At 69.0% G+C, this 16,138-nt stretch carries 17 protein-coding genes; 7 read left to right on the plus strand and 10 right to left on the minus strand.

Annotated features, from left to right (window positions below; genetic code table 11):
* Nucleotides 1-114: 114 nt before the first annotated feature.
* Genes HZY97_RS14865 through HZY97_RS14875 form a run of 3 tightly spaced genes read right to left on the minus strand, consistent with a single transcriptional unit; the run spans nucleotide 115 to nucleotide 2,581 of the window.
* Nucleotides 115-993: a general secretion pathway protein GspK gene (locus tag HZY97_RS14865; protein WP_180145298.1), complete on the minus strand. Its 879-nt coding sequence runs from the start codon at nucleotides 991-993 to the stop codon at nucleotides 115-117.
* A complete protein-coding gene (locus HZY97_RS14870; protein ID WP_180145300.1) occupies nucleotides 990-1,541 on the minus strand; it encodes a type II secretion system protein GspJ in 552 nt (183 codons plus the stop codon). Before HZY97_RS14870 ends, HZY97_RS14865 begins: the two co-directional genes overlap by 4 nt.
* Nucleotides 1,538-2,581 carry a penicillin-binding protein activator gene (locus HZY97_RS14875; protein WP_180145303.1) on the minus strand — a complete coding sequence of 348 codons (1,044 nt, stop codon included), beginning with the start codon at nucleotides 2,579-2,581 and terminating at the stop codon, nucleotides 1,538-1,540. The genes HZY97_RS14870 and HZY97_RS14875 overlap by 4 nt, the downstream gene beginning before the upstream one ends.
* A 107-nt stretch (nucleotides 2,582-2,688) precedes the next feature.
* Here HZY97_RS14875 and gspN point away from each other — a divergent pair, with 107 nt between their 5' ends.
* Nucleotides 2,689-3,297 carry a type II secretion system protein N gene (gene gspN, locus HZY97_RS14880; protein ID WP_373684381.1) on the plus strand — a complete coding sequence of 203 codons (609 nt, stop codon included), beginning with the start codon at nucleotides 2,689-2,691 and terminating at the stop codon, nucleotides 3,295-3,297.
* A gap of 3 nt (nucleotides 3,298-3,300) precedes the next feature.
* On the opposite strand, the gene HZY97_RS14885 is transcribed toward gspN, so the two are convergent.
* From HZY97_RS14885 to gspL, 4 genes are read right to left on the minus strand one after another with little or no spacing between them, the layout of a single operon-like run.
* Entirely contained in the window at nucleotides 3,301-4,527 is a 1,227-nt protein-coding gene (locus HZY97_RS14885; RefSeq protein WP_180145309.1) for a type II secretion system F family protein, read from the minus strand.
* The gene (gspE, locus tag HZY97_RS14890; RefSeq protein WP_180145312.1) at nucleotides 4,527-6,011 is read right to left on the minus strand and encodes a type II secretion system ATPase GspE; all 1,485 of its coding nucleotides are present in this window, start codon (nucleotides 6,009-6,011) and stop codon (nucleotides 4,527-4,529) included. Before gspE ends, HZY97_RS14885 begins: the two co-directional genes overlap by 1 nt.
* Complete coding sequence (gene gspM, locus HZY97_RS14895; RefSeq protein WP_180145315.1) at nucleotides 6,008-6,505, minus strand: type II secretion system protein GspM; 498 nt, start codon at nucleotides 6,503-6,505, stop codon at nucleotides 6,008-6,010. Before gspM ends, gspE begins: the two co-directional genes overlap by 4 nt.
* Nucleotides 6,502-7,614 carry a type II secretion system protein GspL gene (gspL, locus tag HZY97_RS14900; protein WP_257215091.1) on the minus strand — a complete coding sequence of 371 codons (1,113 nt, stop codon included), beginning with the start codon at nucleotides 7,612-7,614 and terminating at the stop codon, nucleotides 6,502-6,504. Before gspL ends, gspM begins: the two co-directional genes overlap by 4 nt.
* Nucleotides 7,615-7,695: 81 nt before the next feature.
* Here gspL and gspG point away from each other — a divergent pair, with 81 nt between their 5' ends.
* Genes gspG through gspD form a run of 5 tightly spaced genes read left to right on the plus strand, consistent with a single transcriptional unit; the run spans nucleotide 7,696 to nucleotide 11,952 of the window.
* On the plus strand, nucleotides 7,696-8,133 hold the full coding sequence (gene gspG / locus HZY97_RS14905; RefSeq protein WP_373684382.1) for a type II secretion system major pseudopilin GspG: 438 nt from the start codon (nucleotides 7,696-7,698) through the stop codon (nucleotides 8,131-8,133).
* A complete protein-coding gene (locus tag HZY97_RS14910; RefSeq protein WP_257215092.1) occupies nucleotides 8,130-8,624 on the plus strand; it encodes a prepilin-type N-terminal cleavage/methylation domain-containing protein in 495 nt (164 codons plus the stop codon). The genes gspG and HZY97_RS14910 overlap by 4 nt, the downstream gene beginning before the upstream one ends.
* Complete coding sequence (gspI, locus tag HZY97_RS14915; RefSeq protein WP_373684383.1) at nucleotides 8,621-9,046, plus strand: type II secretion system minor pseudopilin GspI; 426 nt, start codon at nucleotides 8,621-8,623, stop codon at nucleotides 9,044-9,046. Before HZY97_RS14910 ends, gspI begins: the two co-directional genes overlap by 4 nt.
* Nucleotides 9,046-9,870, plus strand: a complete 825-nt coding sequence (locus HZY97_RS14920) for a type II secretion system protein N (RefSeq protein ID WP_180145325.1) — start codon at nucleotides 9,046-9,048, stop codon at nucleotides 9,868-9,870. The genes gspI and HZY97_RS14920 overlap by 1 nt, the downstream gene beginning before the upstream one ends.
* Nucleotides 9,871-9,882: 12 nt before the next feature.
* Nucleotides 9,883-11,952 (plus strand): type II secretion system secretin GspD, encoded by a 2,070-nt coding sequence (gene gspD, locus HZY97_RS14925; protein WP_373684384.1) that lies wholly within the window; start codon nucleotides 9,883-9,885, stop codon nucleotides 11,950-11,952.
* Here the strand turns inward: gspD and HZY97_RS14930 are convergent.
* The 3 genes from HZY97_RS14930 to HZY97_RS14940 are packed head-to-tail and all read right to left on the minus strand — an operon-like array spanning nucleotide 11,946 to nucleotide 13,371.
* On the minus strand, nucleotides 11,946-12,389 hold the full coding sequence (locus HZY97_RS14930; RefSeq protein WP_218943083.1) for a hypothetical protein: 444 nt from the start codon (nucleotides 12,387-12,389) through the stop codon (nucleotides 11,946-11,948). The two genes, gspD and HZY97_RS14930, sit on opposite strands and share 7 nt — an antisense overlap.
* A complete protein-coding gene (locus HZY97_RS14935) occupies nucleotides 12,380-12,844 on the minus strand; it encodes a hypothetical protein (protein ID WP_180145328.1) in 465 nt (154 codons plus the stop codon). Before HZY97_RS14935 ends, HZY97_RS14930 begins: the two co-directional genes overlap by 10 nt.
* Nucleotides 12,841-13,371, minus strand: a complete 531-nt coding sequence (locus HZY97_RS14940) for a hypothetical protein (protein ID WP_180145331.1) — start codon at nucleotides 13,369-13,371, stop codon at nucleotides 12,841-12,843. The genes HZY97_RS14935 and HZY97_RS14940 overlap by 4 nt, the downstream gene beginning before the upstream one ends.
* 153 nt (nucleotides 13,372-13,524) lie before the next feature.
* Here HZY97_RS14940 and HZY97_RS14945 point away from each other — a divergent pair, with 153 nt between their 5' ends.
* On the plus strand, nucleotides 13,525-15,999 hold the full coding sequence (locus HZY97_RS14945) for a PhoX family phosphatase (RefSeq protein ID WP_180145334.1): 2,475 nt from the start codon (nucleotides 13,525-13,527) through the stop codon (nucleotides 15,997-15,999).
* Nucleotides 16,000-16,138 lie beyond the last annotated feature (139 nt).

A 16,138-nucleotide genomic window follows, 5' to 3' on the forward strand; every position in this document is an offset into this window, starting at 1 on the left:
TAGAGTCCACAACAGCCTCTACTTAATAATTGGCGCCAGCCGAATGAACGGCTGCAGCTGGTTCCATCCAGGTTCGCGCGAAACGTCCAACTTTACGGCGCAATGCGGCAAATCCTACCGCCCAGACACGAACCCCGGCGCCTCGGGCGGCACGCTCGCCCCCCGCCACCTCTCCACAACTCCCACCGCGACCTTGCCGTCCGGGCGCAGCACGCGCTGGATCAGCACCGCGGCCTGCTGGCTGGTGGTGCCGATCGTCGCCCGGGTGCGGACCCAGAAGGTGCCCGAGCGGAAGCTGGTGCCCCAGGGCATAGACAGGTTGAGGTCCGAGAGGTCCTTGAGCGTGAGCTTGCCGTTGCGTTGGCGGATCTCGGCGAGGCGGCTGGCGGCGAGCGGGTCGCGGAACAGGACGCGCAGCATCTCGGGGTCGGCGGCGTTCAAGTTGATTGACGTGGTGCCGGGCAGCGCAGTCACCAGCCGTTCCATCCGGGCAGCCGCTTCGGGATCGAAGCCGGCGAGGCGGATCGGGCGGACATCGGTGAGCGGGCCGTAGAGGCGGATATAGGTGACGGCCTTGACCACATCCTCGGGCTCGAGGCCGACATCCTTGGCGATCGTCTGGAACAGCACGACCGCGCCGGCATCGCCCGCGCGCAGCGAATTGAGGTTGAAGCGGCCCTCGGCATCGGCGATCGCAAGGTCGAAGCTGCCGCCCTGGATCGGGGTGGCGTTCTCCGCCACCTTGGCCCAGGGCTCGGTGCGATTGTCCTCGTTGGGCGCGGTGACCATGTCGCGGCGGAGCGCGACGACGGCGGAGAGCTCGCCGCCGCGGACGACCGCCAGGGCACGCGCCGCCTCGCGCGTTCGCAGCGCGCGATCGAGCGCCAATTCTTCGCGATTGATTAGCAATAGCACGAGTCCGGACGCGATCGCGACGAACATCAGCACGTTGACGAGGATCATCCCCGCCTCGGTTTCGCGGACCCGTTTCATTCCTTCGGATACTCCGCCTGGTCGGGCAGCGGCACCACGCGGCGCAGCGCGCCGGGGTTGCCGCCGGGGCCGGCGGCCTGCAACTCTATCGCAATAGCGCGCGGCCAGCGATCGGCGTCGGCTTCCTTCATCGGCCAGCGATCGGCCCAGGCGGCACCGTCGAAAAAGCGCCAGCGGACATTGGCGACGCCGCCGATCACGGTCTGCACCATCGGCCCCGATCCGCGCACGAGATTGCCGTTGGCGACCGAATATTGGAGCGGCACCGCGGGTCCGCCGAAACCGGGCGCAGCGCGCGTGAAATTGAGCTTCTCGCCCCCGCCCGAGACGCGGCCGCGCGAGATCTGGTCGACGTCGCTCGAGACGACGAACATCGCGCGCTGGAGATCGGCGAGGCGATCGAGCCGCTTCTCGGTGCGGCCCTGCACCTTGATGATGCCGTCGACCAGGGTGAGGCCGGCGACTGCGATCAGCGCGAACAGGCCGAGCGAGATCATCAGCTCGATCAGGGTGAAGCCGCTTTCGCCGGCTTCGGGGCGCGAAGTCACGACCCCGAGCTCACCGCCACGGGCGTGTAGCCGGTCTGGCCGGCGACGACGATCGCGAAGTCGCGGGCGACCGAGCCGTCGGTGCGGAAGCGAACCGGGCCGGTGACGCCGTGGAAGCCCTTGGCGTCCATCAGCCCCTCGACATTCAGGCGGTTGTCGGCGCGCAGCGCATTGGCGATGCCGGCAGCGTCATAGGCCAAAGCGGCGATCGTGCCGGGCTCGCCGCCGTTGCGAGCCTGGAAGGCGCTGGCGAAGGTACCGAAGGCGTTCGGGTCCGGGCTGGCGAGCCAGGCGCCCTCGAGCGCGGCGAGCGCGGCCGGGCGGTTGTCGAGCCCCTGGAAAGTGCCGAGCAGCTGGACGCCGGTGTCCTTGAGCGCGCGGGCGGCGGCGAGGGCGGTCTCGCCCGAGCCGGGGAGCAGTACCGCGTCGGGCGCCTCGCCTGGATTGGGCAGCGGCTGGCCGGGCTTCACCTGGAGGATGTTGAGCGCGATGCCGAGTTCGGCCTCGCTCTTGCCGGCGGCGAGCGCGGCGGCGGCGCTCCACGGCGAGCCATCGTCGATCATCGCGACCGATTTGACGCCGCGGGTGCGGGCATAGCGGAGGATCGCGGTGGTGACCTGGCCGGCGGTGATCCCGAAGATCCAGGTGTTCGGCGCACGCAGCACGCTGTCGTTGCTGAACGCGATGACGGGCACGCGGCCGGCGACGCTGCTCGAGACGGCGGGGACTTCCTCGTAGCCGAGCGGGCCCAGGATCAGCGCGGGCTTGATCTTGAGAGCCTGGGCAGCGGCAGCGGCCGCACCGGTGGCGGTGCCGGTCGTGTCGAAACTCTGGACGAGGGCGCTGTTTTCCGCGAGCAACGCGGCCTGCCGCATGCTAAGCCCCAGCCGCGCTCGCGGGCCCGTGAGCGGCAGCAGCAGGGCGATCGGGCGCTTGTCCTTCTTCTTGTCCGCTGCGAACACGACAGAGGGAAGCACGACCGATGCCGCTGACGCGACCAGGCCTGATTGCAGTGACTTCAGCAGGGTCCGTCGATCCATTGCCGACTCTTGGTGAGGGAAGCGGGGCACGGCGCTCTATTATCCTCTTCGTCCTGCTCGGCATAGGGGCGTATCTGCTCGCCTTGCTGGTAACGATGCCGGCGAGCGTGATCTTTCCCAACGGCACTTGGCGCACCGGCGTGGCGGGGACGGTGTGGAACGGCGAAGTCGGTGTCGCCGGCGGGGCTTCGTTCTCCTGGAAGATGGCGCCCTTGCGCTCGCTGACGAGCCTGGCCTTTGCCGGGGACTGGAAGGCGACGGGGCCGAACACCGATCTGGGCGGGCAGATGCTGCGTCATATCGGCGGGCGGACGGTGCTCGACCATGTCAGCGGGTCGGCGGATGCGAGCCTGCTGCGCGCGCTTCAGCCGAGCCTGCCCTTTACCTGCAATCTGGCGTTGCAGGTCGAGATGCAGCGCGTCGCGACCGGCGGCGGCGCGCGGATGGCGGACGGCAAGGTCACCACCGATCCCGGCAGCTGTCGCGCGAAGAACAGCGGCGGGCCGGTGGCGGTCCCTGCCCTGCTGATCACCGCCGAGCATGTCGGCGACCGCACGACGATCCGGGTGGCGCCCTCGGCGCAGCGGATGAAGACGCTGCTGACCGCGGTGCTGGGCGAGGACGGATCGCTCGACATCTCGATGACGCCGGACGGGGCGGCGGTGCTGCCATTCGTCGGGTTGCCGGCGGGGGCACGGATCCAGGGACAGATGTGAGGCTTAGAGCCCGACGAGATTGTTGAGGTTGATGATCGGCAGCAGGATCGCCAGCACCATCATCAGCACCAGCCCGCCCATCACCAGCAGCACCATCGGCTCGACCAGGGCGACAAGCGTGCCGACGATCGCGTCAAGCTCGCGCTGAAGCTCATGCGAGGCGCGGTCGAGTGCCGGGGCGAGGCGGCCCGAGCTTTCGCCCGAAGCGACGATCGCGACGAGCATCGAGGGGAAGACCCCCGCCTCGCTCATCGCGGCGCGCAGGCTGATGCCCTCGCGGACCCGGGTGGCGACGCCGAGCGCCTTTTCGCGGACCCAGAGATTGGGCGTGACAGCAGCCGCGGCGTGGAGCGCGTCGACGAGCGGGACGGCGCTGCCGACCAACGTGGCGAGGCTGCCGGCGAAGCGGGCGGCGCTCAATTGTCGACTGAAACGCCGGAACGGGCGCTTTTCCGAGAAGAAGCGGTCGATGCGCAGGCGGTTGGCGGGGACACGCGCCCAGCGGCCCAGGACCAGCGCCGCTACGGCGATGCCGAGCAGCAGATAGAGCCCGAAATTCTGGAGGAACCAGCTCAGCGCGATCAGCAGGCGGGTGAGGAGCGGCAGATCGGCGCCGCGCGAGACGAACACCTTCACGATGTCGGGCACGATATAGACGAGCAGCAGCGCCATCATGCCGAACGAGACGAGCGCGAGCAGCGCCGGGTACATCAGCGCCAGTTGCAGCTTCTGGCCATTGGCCTGGCGGTTCTCGACAAACTCGGCGAGGTGGTTGAGCACGTCGGGCAGCCGGCCCGAGGCTTCGCCGGCGGCGACCGAGGCGCGGTAGAATTCGGGAAAGGCGCGCGGATGCTGCGCCAATGCTGCGGCGAAGCTGCGACCGTCGAGGATCGCGGCGCGGACGTCGAGCAGGAGCGAACTGGTCGGGGCGTGCTCGGACTGGGTGGCGACGAGGCGGAGCGCTTCCTCGATCGCGATGTCCGAGCCGACGAGCGTGGCGATCTGGCGGGTGACGGTGGCGAGCGCCTTAGACGACAGGCCGGCGCGGCGGAAACGCGGGAGCTGGATGCTGCCGAAGCTGGCGCCCTTCTCGGCGGCGATTTCGACCGACAGCGGCAGCAGCGCCTGCTCGCGCAGCAACGCGCGGGCGGCGGACGGGCTGGAGGCTTCGATAATGCCCTTCTTCGATGCACCGGCCTTGTCGGCGGCGCGGTACGCGTAAGCGGGCATCAGCCCTCGTCCCTCACCACGCGGGCGACTTCTTCCACGGTCGTCACGCCGGCCTTCACCTTGGCGAGGCCGTCGTCGAGCAGGCTGGGATTTTCCTTGCGGGCATGCGCTTCGAGATCGGCTTCGGAAGCGCCGTCATGGATCAGCTTCTGGAACTTCTCGTCGACCGCAACGACCTCGTAGAGGCCTGCCCTCCCCCGATAGCCCTCGCCGTGACACTCGTCGCAGCCGACTGCGCGCCAGATCTTCTTGCCGGGCTTGAGCGCGCCGCCGAGGAGGAGCGAATCGGCTTCGGTCGCCTCATCCTGCTGCGCACAATTCTGGCAAAGCTTGCGGACGAGGCGCTGGGCGCAGAGGCCGACGACCATCGGGGCGAGGAGGTAGCGCTCGACGCCCATGTCGATCAGGCGGGTAACCGAGCCGACCGCGCTGTTGGTGTGCAGCGTCGAGAGCACGAAATGGCCGGTCATCGACGAGCGAACGGCGACCTGTGCGGTCTCCTGGTCGCGAATCTCGCCGACCATGATCACGTCGGGGTCCTGGCGCAGGATCGCGCGGAGGCCGCGGGCGAAGGTCATGTCGGTGCGCGCATTGACCTGGGTCTGGCCGATGCCCGCCAGCTCATATTCGATGGGATCTTCCACCGTCATGATGTTGCGCTTGCGGTCGTTGAGCTTGTGGAGCGCGGCGTAGAGCGTGGTGGTCTTGCCCGAGCCGGTCGGGCCGGTGACGAGCAGCATGCCGTGCGGGCGCTCAAGCAGGCGGGTGAACACGCCGCGATCGCGCTCGCTCATGCCGAGCACTTCCATGTCGAGGCGGAGCGAACCCTTTTCGAGCAGGCGCATCACGACGCGCTCGCCATGCTGGGTGGGGATGGTCGAGACGCGGGCGTCGACGTCATGCCCGCCGATACGGAGGGTGACGCGGCCATCCTGCGGGATGCGGCGCTCGGCGATGTCGAGCTTGGCCATCACCTTGATGCGGCTGACGAGCAAAGGCGCGAGCGCGCGCGGCGGCTCGATCATGTCGCGCAGCACGCCGTCGATGCGGAAACGGACGACGAGGCGCTTTTCCTGCGTCTCGATATGCACGTCCGACGCGCCTTCGCGCACGGCTTCGAGGAGGAGCGCGTTGATCAGGCGGATGACGGGGGCATCGTCGCGGGTGTCGAGCAGGTCGTCGACGCTCGCGGCGCTGTCGGCGAGCGCGGCGAGATCCATGTCGCCAAGGTCGATATCGGCGGCGGCACCGGCGCCCGAATAGGCAGCACTGAGCGCGGCCTCGAACGCTTCATCGGGCACGGTGACGAAGCGCGCGGCAGGGGCAAGGCGTTGGACCTCGAGCAGGCCGTCGAGCGCGGCGCCGGCCTTGTGGACGCACTCGAGCCCGGCGTCGGTGACGCGCAGCAGCACGCCGTTGCGGCGGGCGAAGCTGTAGGGGAGCGACGCGGGGCTCTCTTCGGTGAGGATCAGCATCTCGTTCATGCGCCGAAATCCACGACTGCGCTGACGCGGCCGGGCGTTGCAGTGCGCTGGATGTCGACGCGCTGGATGCGGAGGCTGCTGGTCGCCGAGAGATCGGCGAGCCAGGCGAGTACCGAATCATAGCTGCCATCGGCGACCGTGGCGCGGGCACCGCCGGGGAGCGGCGCGACCGTGGTGGTGAGGCCGAATGACGGCGCCGATCCGGTGATCACGTCCGCCGGCGAACCCTGGCGGCGCTGGGGCTGATTGGCGCTGAGCGTGCCTGCAGCGCGGATGCGCGCAGTGAGCGTCTCATAGGTACGGATGTCCTGCAGCGCCGATGCGCGGGCGGACTGGAGCGGCTTCACCACGCCGTAGACCAGCACCAGCGCGGCGAGGAACAGCGCAAGGCCGCCGACCATGAAGCGCTCGCGGCGGCTGAGCCCCGACCACCACGCATCGAAGCGGATCAAAGCGGCGTCGAGCGCCGGCATCCTGGCGAGTATCAGTCTCATGCTGCGTTCGCCGTAATACGGATCGCGCCCTCGGGCGAGCGGACGACCTGGGCCCCTACCCCGGCGCCCTTGAGCGCGGCTTCGATGCGCGAGGTGAGCGTTGCGTCGGTGTTGGGATCGAGATCGAGCGTGAGCATCCGGCCCTCAAAAGTCATCGCGCGGACGACTAATGCGCCCGAAAGCGGGCCGAGCGCACCCGACACGCGGGTGACGAGCGGCAGGAAAAGCTGCGGCACCTGCGCGCCACCACCGCTCGGCAGCAAGCCGGTGACTGTGCTCGCCATGTCGTCACCCAGCGCGACGCCGGGTGCAGCGAGCGCGGCGGCGGCGCGCGTTTCTGCCTCGCGACGATCGGCGATGCTGCGCAGCATCACCGTGTCGCCGACCGAGATGACGATGTGCGCTGCGACGCCCAGCGCGGCGACCCAGGCGAATTTGCGCCACAAGGGTGAGCCGCCGACCTTGCGCACCGCATAGGCACCCTGGCGCAGGTTGAGCGCCGCGACCGCGGCACTGGCGGCGGGACCGAAGGCGACGGGATCTAGCGCGCCGGCCTGGCGCTGCATGTCGTCGGGCAGCGTCTCGCCATAGCTGGTGACCGGCGGCTTGCCTGCGGCTTCCCAGGCCGGACGAAGCAGCGGCGCGGGGACTTCGAAGCCCATGCCCTCGGCATCGCGCACCGCGGCGCGGCCGCTCATTTGCGACACTGCCCAGCCCTCGGCCGGGCGCGGGAGGGTCAGCACATCGGGGACCATCGCGGCCTGGCCGATGCCGGCCTCCTCGGCCTGCGCGATCCAGCGCGCCATCACCTCGTGGCGGACGATGCCGACCAGATAGCGGCCCGGCGCGATCGCCTCGCCAAGTGCGAGGTGCACCGAATCGACCGACTCGGCGATGCGATCCTCGATCGCGAAGGGCAGAGCCGCCAGCCTTTTGGCGTGGCTGGGCAACGGCAGATCGACTGCGAGCAGCCGCACCTGTCCGGTGGGGACGAGAATGGTTGCGGGCCAGTCCCGCACGGTTATGATCAGGCGATCGTTCGCCAGCGTCCACACGCCTGCGGCGGGCGGCTCGGTGGGGTCGGACGCACCCATGGTGTTAGGGCTCATTGTCACATTTGCTTCATGGGCAGGACGCATGGGGCGGGGATGCGCATAGTTTTGAAACAGTTCCATGACATTGCACCTCAGGTGCCCAATCGCAAGCACGCCGTTCCCGATGGCGAGGCCGGTCTTACGCTGATCGAGATGATGATCGTGCTGGTGATCATCGCGATCGTGGCGGGGCTTGTCGCCGCGAACGTGATGGGCCGGCCTGACGAGGCCAAGGCCGTCGCCACCAAGAGCAACATCGCGACGATCAAGACCGCGCTGACGATGTACCGCATCGACAATGGCGATTATCCGAGCACCGAGCAGGGCCTGAAGGCGCTGAACGAGAAGACCACGACGCCGCCGCTGCCGCAGACCTTCCCGCAGGGCGGCTATCTGTCGTCGCCCGCCGAGGATGGCTGGGGCAAGCCGTATGAATATACCAACCAGGGCGGCAGCTACACGATTCGCTCGCTCGGCAAGGACGGCAAGGTCGGCGGCGAAGGCGTGGACGCCGATATCGACGGCAAGGGATGATTCGCTTGGGGGGGACCGGCACCATTGCACGTCGCCCCTCCGAAGAGGGCATGACGCTGATCGAGATGATGATCGTGCTGGTCATCATCGCGGTGATGGCGGGCGCGGTGGCGCTCGGCATGGGATCGGTGACGCGTGCCCCCAGCGTGGAAACCGAGGCGCGCCGGCTGGCGACCCGGCTGCAGGCCGCCGCCGATGACGCGATGCTCGGCGACCGGACGATCGCCTTCACCGTGCGCAAGGACGGCTATGGCTTCGCGATGATGAGCCGCGACGGCAAGACCGTGCCCAGGACCGACGACGCGTTCGGCTTCCACCAGCTGCCCGGCGGCATGGTGATGACGCTGAGCGTGAAGCCGCCGGTCGTGCTGGGCGTCGACGGCGCCGGGCGGCCGATGCAGGCAGTGATCGAGAGCGGGCAGAAGCGCTGGACCGTGGTGTATGACGGGATGACCGTGCGGGCGTTTCCGGCGGTGGTGCTGAAGCTGTGAGCCTGCGCCCCGCCCTTCCCGCAGAGCTGATCCCCGGCTTTCGCCGGGGAGCAGCCACTTCGCCGGATGACGGTGCAGCCGACGCCGGCTTCTCCCTTATCGAAGCACTCGTCGCGCTTGCCGTGCTCGCTATCGCCACCGTCGGGCTGATGCGCGCGGTCGAGGCGCATATCGATTCGACCCGGGCGATGGAGCGCCGCACTACGGCCATGTGGGTCGCGGAGAACCGGCTCGCAGAGCTGGAAGCGGGTGCGCCGGGGAGTGATCAGGTGGAGATGATGGGCCGGCAATGGCGGGTCGCGGTCGATCGGCGGGGAACCGACGACCCCGAGATCCAGCGCGTCCGCGTCGAGGTGTTCGCCGGGCAGGAGAAGAGCGCGCTTGCATCGCTCGACGGCTTCGTGGACGGACGGAAGCTGTAATGGCTGCCCTCACTCTCACGCCGCGCCAGGCGCGCATCGGGCTCGACCTGTTCACCGGCGCCGTCGTCGTCTCGGTGGCGATCGCGCTTGCCGGCCTCACCTGGCGGATCGCCGGCCATGCCGGCACCGGCGCGATCACCGTGCCTTCGGGCAGCACCGGCCCGGCGTTGGCGCCCGACATCGGGGCAGCGGTGGCGCTGGCTCCGTTCGGCAAGCCTTCGGTATCCGAAGCCGGCCAGGCGACCAGCCTGCCCTTCGAGCTGAAGGGCGTTATCGCTGCGAGCCCTGCCGAGCTTTCGACTGCCTTCATCTCGATCAGCGGCCAGCCGGCCAAGGCATATAAGATCGGCGACAACATCAACGGCGCGACCGTCCAGTCGATCCTGCGCGACCGGGTGATCCTGGCCAATGGCGGGCGCAACGAATTCCTCGCCTTCCCCGATCCGACGATGACGCCCGAGCAGCGCCAGGCCGCCGCTTCGGGCCAGCCTGCCGCCGGGCCCGCACCGCTGGTGCCGGGGGCCGCACCCGCCGGCGGTCCGCCGCCGGCCAGCACCGCACCGTCAGCGCCGCCCCAGGCCGCGGTAGCCGGTATCCTCCAGCGCTTCGATGCCAGCCGCATCAACGGCGTCGGCTACCGGATCGGCGAAAATGGCCCGCCCGGCATGGTGGCGGGCGACGTGATCCAGTCGCTCAACGGCACGTCGCTAGCCGATCCCGCCGCAGCCCAGGGCGCCTTCGCGGCTGCCCAGGCGAGCGGCTCCGCCCAGATCCAGATCCTGCGCGACGGGAAGCGAATGACGCTTACCGTGCCGCTTCGCTAGAAAGTGCCCCCTGTGAAGATTCGCTCCGCCATCGCTGCCCTCGCGCTCGCCGGGATCGCCCTGGATACGGTCGCCATCGCTCAGACGGCGCCTGCCGCCCCTGCCCCGCAGGACGCCGGCACCGGCGACGTGGTGGTCAACATGCGTGGCGTCGAGATTTCCGACGTTGCCGACCAGATCTCGCGGATCACCGGGCGCACGCTGATCCTCGATCCCGCGGTGAAGGGCGTGGTGACGGTCACCTCGTCGACGCCGCTGTCGCCTTCGGGCGTGTGGGAGCTGTTCCAGTCGGTGCTGCGCGCGAACGGCTTCTCGGCGGTGCGTTCGGGCCGGGCCTGGCGGATCGTGCCGGCGGCCAACGCAGTGCGCGACGGCGGCATTCCGAGCCGCGGCGCTTCGGGCCAGGAGCTGGTGACGCGGATGGTCCGCCTCCAGAACGTGCCGGCGGCGGACGTCGCGCGCGTGGTGCGCCCGCTGGTCGCGACCTTCGGCAGCGTCGAGCCGCTGAGCACGCCCAATGCGGTGGTGATCACCGACTATGCCGACAATGTCCGCCGGGTAGAGGCGATCGCCCGCCAGCTCGACGGTGGTAGCGGCGCGACCTTCTTCACCCTCGCGCTGAAAAACGGCAACGCAACCGACGTGGCGCAGTCGCTCCAGGCGGTGCTCGGCGAAGGCACCCGCGTGGCGGCCGATGCGCGCAGCAACACAGTGATCGTGCGCGGCACGCCGGCTTCGGTCGCCGAGGCGCGCAAGATGCTGATCTCGCTCGACCAGCCGGGCGGCGCGACGCCGATCACGCGGATGTTCCGCCTGAACTATGCCGATGCCGAGACGGTGACCGACGTGCTGCGCGGCGTGCTCGGCCAGGGCGACAGCAGCGACAATGCGGTGGCGAACAGCCTGAGCAACAGCGCCTCCAATCCCTTCGCGCGATTGAGCTCGGGCAGCGGCAACAACCTGTCAGCACTGTCGAACAGCGCGGCCTCGACCAGCGGCGGTGTGGGCAGCGCGATGCAGAGCGCCAATACCAGCGGCACGGTGATGCAGAATGTGCAGACGCCGACGCCCAAGGGCTTCTCGACCCCCGAGCTGACCGTGCAGCCGGCGCCGGAGCTGAACGCCGTGGTGGTCCGCGGCACCTCTGCCGCGATCGCCTCGATCGAACCGCTGATCACCGATCTCGACGTGCGCCGCCCGCAGGTGCTGATCGAGGCTGCGATCGCCGAGATCACCGGCGACGATGCCGAGCAGCTGGGCGTGCAGATCGGCACCAGCGGCGCGGTGCTCAACCAGGTGAAGGGCGCGGCGACCTCGTTCGACCAGTCGGGCGCGTCGCTGGGCACGATCCTCAAGGCGCTGGGCGTGCCGGTGGGCTCGGTGCTCGGCAACGGGCTCAACGCCAATATCGCGATCGGTGACGATTTCTCGATCCTGGTGCAGGCGCTGGGCACTTCGACCCGCGCGAACCTGCTCTCCACCCCGCAGATCACCGTGCTCGACAATGTCGCGGGCGAGTTCGTCTCAGGCCAGAATGTGCCGTTCCTGACGGGCTCGATCCTGACCAACTCGACGACGGTGAACCCCTATACGACGATCGAGCGCAAGGACGTTGGCATTACGCTGCGCGTCTTGCCGCGCGTCAATGCCGGCGATACGATCCGGCTGCAGGTCAACCAGGAAGCCTCGTCGATCGCCACCGCGCAGACCCAGGCCGCTTCGGACCTCGTCACCAATCGCCGCGCGATCACCACCACGGTGCTCGCCGACAATGGCCAGACGATCGTGCTCGGCGGGCTGACCGCGGACGACTATACCGACACGCGCCAGCAGGTGCCGATCCTGGGCGACATCCCGATCGTCGGCGAGCTGTTCAAGAGCCGGCGCGAGCAGCACCAGAAGCGGACTTTGTTCATCTTCCTCAAGCCGACGATCCTGCGCGACGGCGCCGATGCGGCGGCGGCATCGAAGGACCGCTACAATCGGCTGCGCGCGGACGAGATCCAGAACATCAAGCGCGGCAGCCTGCTGCTCGCCCCGCCAACGCCGCGGCTGACAGTGGAGATTGACGGGATTTATTGAGCCGGGGGCGTCTCGGCTCCGCTCGGCTCGATCGGCAGCGGCACGCGGACCCGCTCCCCGCCGCGCGTGAAGAAGGCTGCGTCGATCGCCAGGCTGGCGAGGCTCCAACCATCCGCGCTCTCGCCTACCCTGAGCGTGCGCGTGGTGCCGTCGCTGCCCTTTACCAGGGCCACCGCATCGACATTGAGGCGGCCGACGATGCCGACCAGCTGGGGAGCGTCGGAGGGTGCCTCGGCGGGTTCGGCGGTGCCGAACATCGGGCGTTCATAAGCGCGGGCGAGTACGGGCATCGTCCCTGCCCCGATCGGCGCGGGCAGCGGCGCGGGTGGCGGGGCCTTGCCGGCCTTGCCCGGGAGCAGCAGGACGAGCGGCATCGCGACGGCGAGCGCGCCGACCACCGCGAGCGCGGTCCATTCGGGGCGAAGCTTCACTGCCATGCCGCAACTACCTCGCCGATCAGCCGCACGCCCCCGCCTGGGATCGGCTCGATCCGCCAGCTGCGCATGCGCATCAGCGGCCTGCCGCGCTCCAGCGCGTCGGCAAACGCGACAACGGCTTTCTCCGCACCGGAGACGCGAATGCGGAGTGCGACGACGCCGGCGGGCGACGGGGCTGCGCTCATCTCCTCGACCAGCACGCCGCCGGCCTGGGCCAGCGCGCGGGTGCGCAGCATGATCGCCGCCCGCCCGGCCGCCGGATCCGCCACGCCAAGCGCAAGGCCGGGTGCGAGCAAGGGCGGCGGCGCTGCCGGTCGCGCTGCCTCGGCCGCAAGAACGGCATGTTCGGCGCGGAAGCGGGTGAGGTCGCCCCATGCAGCGCCGGTGAAGGGCGCAAGCAGCACCGCAAGGACAAGCCCGGCGATCCCACCGACTACGAGCGGCGGCAGCTTCATCGCGCATCCTCGCGCATGGAGACGATCATCGCCGCATCGGTGCGGCGCTGGCTGGTGTTGCGCATGCCGGCGAATTCGGGCGCGCGGCGGATTGCGGCACGCAGGCCATCGGGATCCCCTCCGGCGACGTCGAGTTCGAGCCCGCCGTCGGTGGTGCGCTCGATCCGGGTAAGCGAAGCCTCTGCGGGCAGCACCCCGGCGAGCAGCTCGAGCACTTCGCCTGGGGAGGCGCGGCCGGCCGCATTGGCAAGCGCGGTGCGGGCAGCGCGCGCAGTCTCTTCGGCTTCGAGGCGCGGGGCGATCTGGTTCTGTAACTGAAGGGTCGCGCGCTTTTCATGTTTCGCGAGCAGGTTGGCACCGACCAGGGTGAGCAGCGGCCCGGCAGCGATCAGCGCGCCCAAGGCAGCAGCGGTGCCCCAGCTTCCTACGGGCAGGCGCAGGCCGTCCAGCTTGGCCGAGAGCCGGTGGGACAGGCTGTCAGGCGGCGAGGCCTTGGGGTCGGGTTTGCCGGCATCCATCGGGCGCATGCTTAAGCGCAGCGACACCCTCAAGCCAAGCGTCATCAAGTGGCAACAGAAAAGTCACGCGCGCGAAACGACAATCGCATGTCCACGTCATCTGGGCCTTCCAAATGACCAGCCAACCGGGTCGCCAGTGACTCGGCTGCTTGGGGATTTTCCATGACCAACCTGACCGAGACCGGCATCGGCTATACCGATGGCGACGTCGACACGAACATCCACAATAGCGGCCCGACGCTCGGCTCGCTGATCGAGCAGCGCTACTCGCGCCGCGACACGCTGCAGCGCGGCGGCGCGGCGATCGTTGCCGCGACCATGGGCAGCTCGGTCCTTGCGGCCTGCGACAGCAATTTCGACGACAACGGCACCGGCCCGACGGTCAGCGCCGGCACCAACGGCGCCACCACCTCGGGCAAGCCGGTCACGCTCACCGGCACCGGCAGTGCCTCGGCCTATGCCTGGACCCAGGTCGCCGGCCCGACCGTCACGCTGACCGGCGCCGACACGCTGACCGCCAGCTTCATCGCGCCTTCGGTGAGCGCCGCCACCACGCTGAGCTTCCAGCTCGCGGCCGCCAACAGCTCGGGCCCGTCGTCGATCTCGAAGGTCGACATCGTGGTGAGCCCCGCCGTGCTCGGCTTCACCGCGATCGCCAAGAACAAGCTCGACGTCGTGAGCGTGCCCGCCGGCTACACCGTGACGGTGATCAACCGCACCGGTGATCCGATCCTGCCGGGCGTCGCCGCCTACAAGAATGACGGCACCGACACCAACTTCGCCGGCCGCATCGGCGACCATGGCGACGCGCTCTATTGGTATGGCCTGAATGCCGCCGGCGCGCGTGACGCGACCAGCTCGACCCGCGGCCTGATCGTGCAGAACCACGAGAACATCAACCAGCAGTATCTCCACGTCGCCGGCGCGACCGCGGGCGTTCGCCCCGAGAGCGAAGCGATCAAGGAAATCGAGTGCCACGGCGTCTCGGTGACCGAAGTCAGCGAAGGTGCCGGCCGCGCCTGGGCCGTGAATGCCACTTCGGCCTTCAACCGCCGCCTGACCCCGAGCACGCCGATGGTGTTCAACGGGCCGGTGAAGGGCTCGGACTTCCTGAAGACCGCCTTCTCGACCGACGGCACCACGGCCCGCGGCACGATCAACAACTGCGCCAACGGCACCACGCCCTGGGGCACGGCGCTGACCTGCGAAGAGAATTGGGCCGGCTATTTCCGCCGCGCCACTACCGATGTCGCCGGCCGGACCGCCAAGGAGCTGACCGCGCTGACCCGCTACGGCGTGACCGGCAACGGCAATTACGGCTGGTCGACCGTCGTTCCTGCCGATGCCAGCAACACGCTGTTCCGCCGCTGGGACGCGCGCGTCACGGGTGCCACCGCGACCGACGATTTCCGCAACGAGCCGAACCTGTTCGGCTGGGTTGTCGAGATCGACCCGTACGACAAGACCAAGGCGCCGCGTAAGCGCACCGCGCTGGGCCGCATGGGCCATGAGGGCTGCTGGCCGGGCGCGTTCGTCGTCGGCAAGAAGCCGGCCTGGTACATGGGCGACGACGCGGTGAACGAGTATCTCTACAAGTTCGTCTCGAACACCGCCTGGGTCGCCGCCGATGCGGACGCCACCGATCGCCTGTCGATCGGCGACAAGTATTTGGACGCCGGCACGCTCTACGTCGCGGTGTTCAACGCCGACGGCACGGGCGCCTGGAAGGCGCTGACCTTCGGCAGCAACGGCATCGACGCAAGCTATGCGCCCTATGCCTTCGCCAACCAGGTCGACGTGCTGGTCAATCCGCGCCTTGCCGCCGACGCCGCCGGGGCGACCCCGATGGACCGTCCGGAATGGACTGCGGTGAACCCGGTGACCGGCGACGTCTATCTGACGCTCACCAACAACGCGAACCGCGTCGTCAGCACCGACACGCCGACCGCCAGCCAGCGCCGCACCGATGCCGCCAACCCGCGCGTCTATGTCGATCCGCCCAAGCCCGATCGCGGCAACCGCAACGGCCACATCATCCGCCTCAAGGAGACGGGTGGCACGACCGACGCCACGGCCTTCACCTGGGACATCTACCTGTTCGGTTCGGGTTCGGACCTGGACGCGACCAACATCAACGTCTCGGGCCTGACCGCCGACCAGGACTTTTCGAGCCCGGACGGCCTGTACTTCAGTCGCGCAAGCAACGCGGCCGGCCAGGTGAAGCCGCTGCTGTGGTTCCAGACCGACGACAGCGCCTTCACCGACGTGACCAACTGCATGATGCTGGCGGCGATGCCGGGTACCGTCGGCGACGGCGGCGCGCGCACGATCACTAACAGCAGCGCTGCCGCGGTCACGTCGACCCAGGCAACCCGTGTGGGTGCGGCTCCGACCGCGGCGACGCTCAAGCGCTTCCTGGTCGGCCCGCTCGAGTGCGAGATCACCGGTGTGGACTCGACGCCGGACGGCCGCACGCTGTTCGTCGGCATCCAGCACCCGGGCGAGAACGGCACCCCGGCGGCGCCTTCGAGCCACTGGCCGGACAGCCAGGCCACCGGCACCGCCGGCGCCACGATCCGCCCGCGCTCGGCGGTGGTGGTGATCACCAAGAATGACGGCGGCCTGGTCGGCCTCTGATCGTTGCAATCAGCTGAACTGAGAGGGAGGCTCCCGGTGGGGCCTCCCTTTTTGTTTGGGTGGAATAATAAATATTGAAACGACAAAAGGGAATTTTCCGAATTTTCCCTGCAAGTAATAAAATTGAGCCTTCGCCCTA

The sequence above is a fragment of the Sphingomonas sp. R-74633 genome (genome assembly GCF_013416555.1).
Classification (GTDB): Bacteria; Pseudomonadota; Alphaproteobacteria; order Sphingomonadales; family Sphingomonadaceae; genus Sphingomonas.

Excerpts from the sequence above, each read along its gene's own strand:
- HZY97_RS14865 (WP_180145298.1), bottom strand. The coding sequence starts at position 993 with ATGAAACGGGTCCGCGAAACCGAGGCGGGGATGATCCTCGTCAACGTG.
- HZY97_RS14875 (WP_180145303.1), bottom strand. The coding sequence starts at position 2,581 with ATGGATCGACGGACCCTGCTGAAGTCACTGCAATCAGGCCTGGTCGCG.
- HZY97_RS14885 (WP_180145309.1), bottom strand. The coding sequence starts at position 4,527 with ATGCCCGCTTACGCGTACCGCGCCGCCGACAAGGCCGGTGCATCGAAG.
- gspE (WP_180145312.1), bottom strand. The coding sequence starts at position 6,011 with ATGAACGAGATGCTGATCCTCACCGAAGAGAGCCCCGCGTCGCTCCCC.
- gspM (WP_180145315.1), bottom strand. The coding sequence starts at position 6,505 with ATGAGACTGATACTCGCCAGGATGCCGGCGCTCGACGCCGCTTTGATC.
- gspL (WP_257215091.1), bottom strand. The coding sequence starts at position 7,614 with ATGAGCCCTAACACCATGGGTGCGTCCGACCCCACCGAGCCGCCCGCC.
- HZY97_RS14910 (WP_257215092.1), top strand. The coding sequence starts at position 8,130 with ATGATTCGCTTGGGGGGGACCGGCACCATTGCACGTCGCCCCTCCGAA.
- HZY97_RS14920 (WP_180145325.1), top strand. The coding sequence starts at position 9,046 with ATGGCTGCCCTCACTCTCACGCCGCGCCAGGCGCGCATCGGGCTCGAC.
- HZY97_RS14930 (WP_218943083.1), bottom strand. The coding sequence starts at position 12,389 with ATGGCAGTGAAGCTTCGCCCCGAATGGACCGCGCTCGCGGTGGTCGGC.
- HZY97_RS14935 (WP_180145328.1), bottom strand. The coding sequence starts at position 12,844 with ATGAAGCTGCCGCCGCTCGTAGTCGGTGGGATCGCCGGGCTTGTCCTT.
- HZY97_RS14940 (WP_180145331.1), bottom strand. The coding sequence starts at position 13,371 with ATGCGCCCGATGGATGCCGGCAAACCCGACCCCAAGGCCTCGCCGCCT.
- HZY97_RS14945 (WP_180145334.1), top strand. The coding sequence starts at position 13,525 with ATGACCAACCTGACCGAGACCGGCATCGGCTATACCGATGGCGACGTC.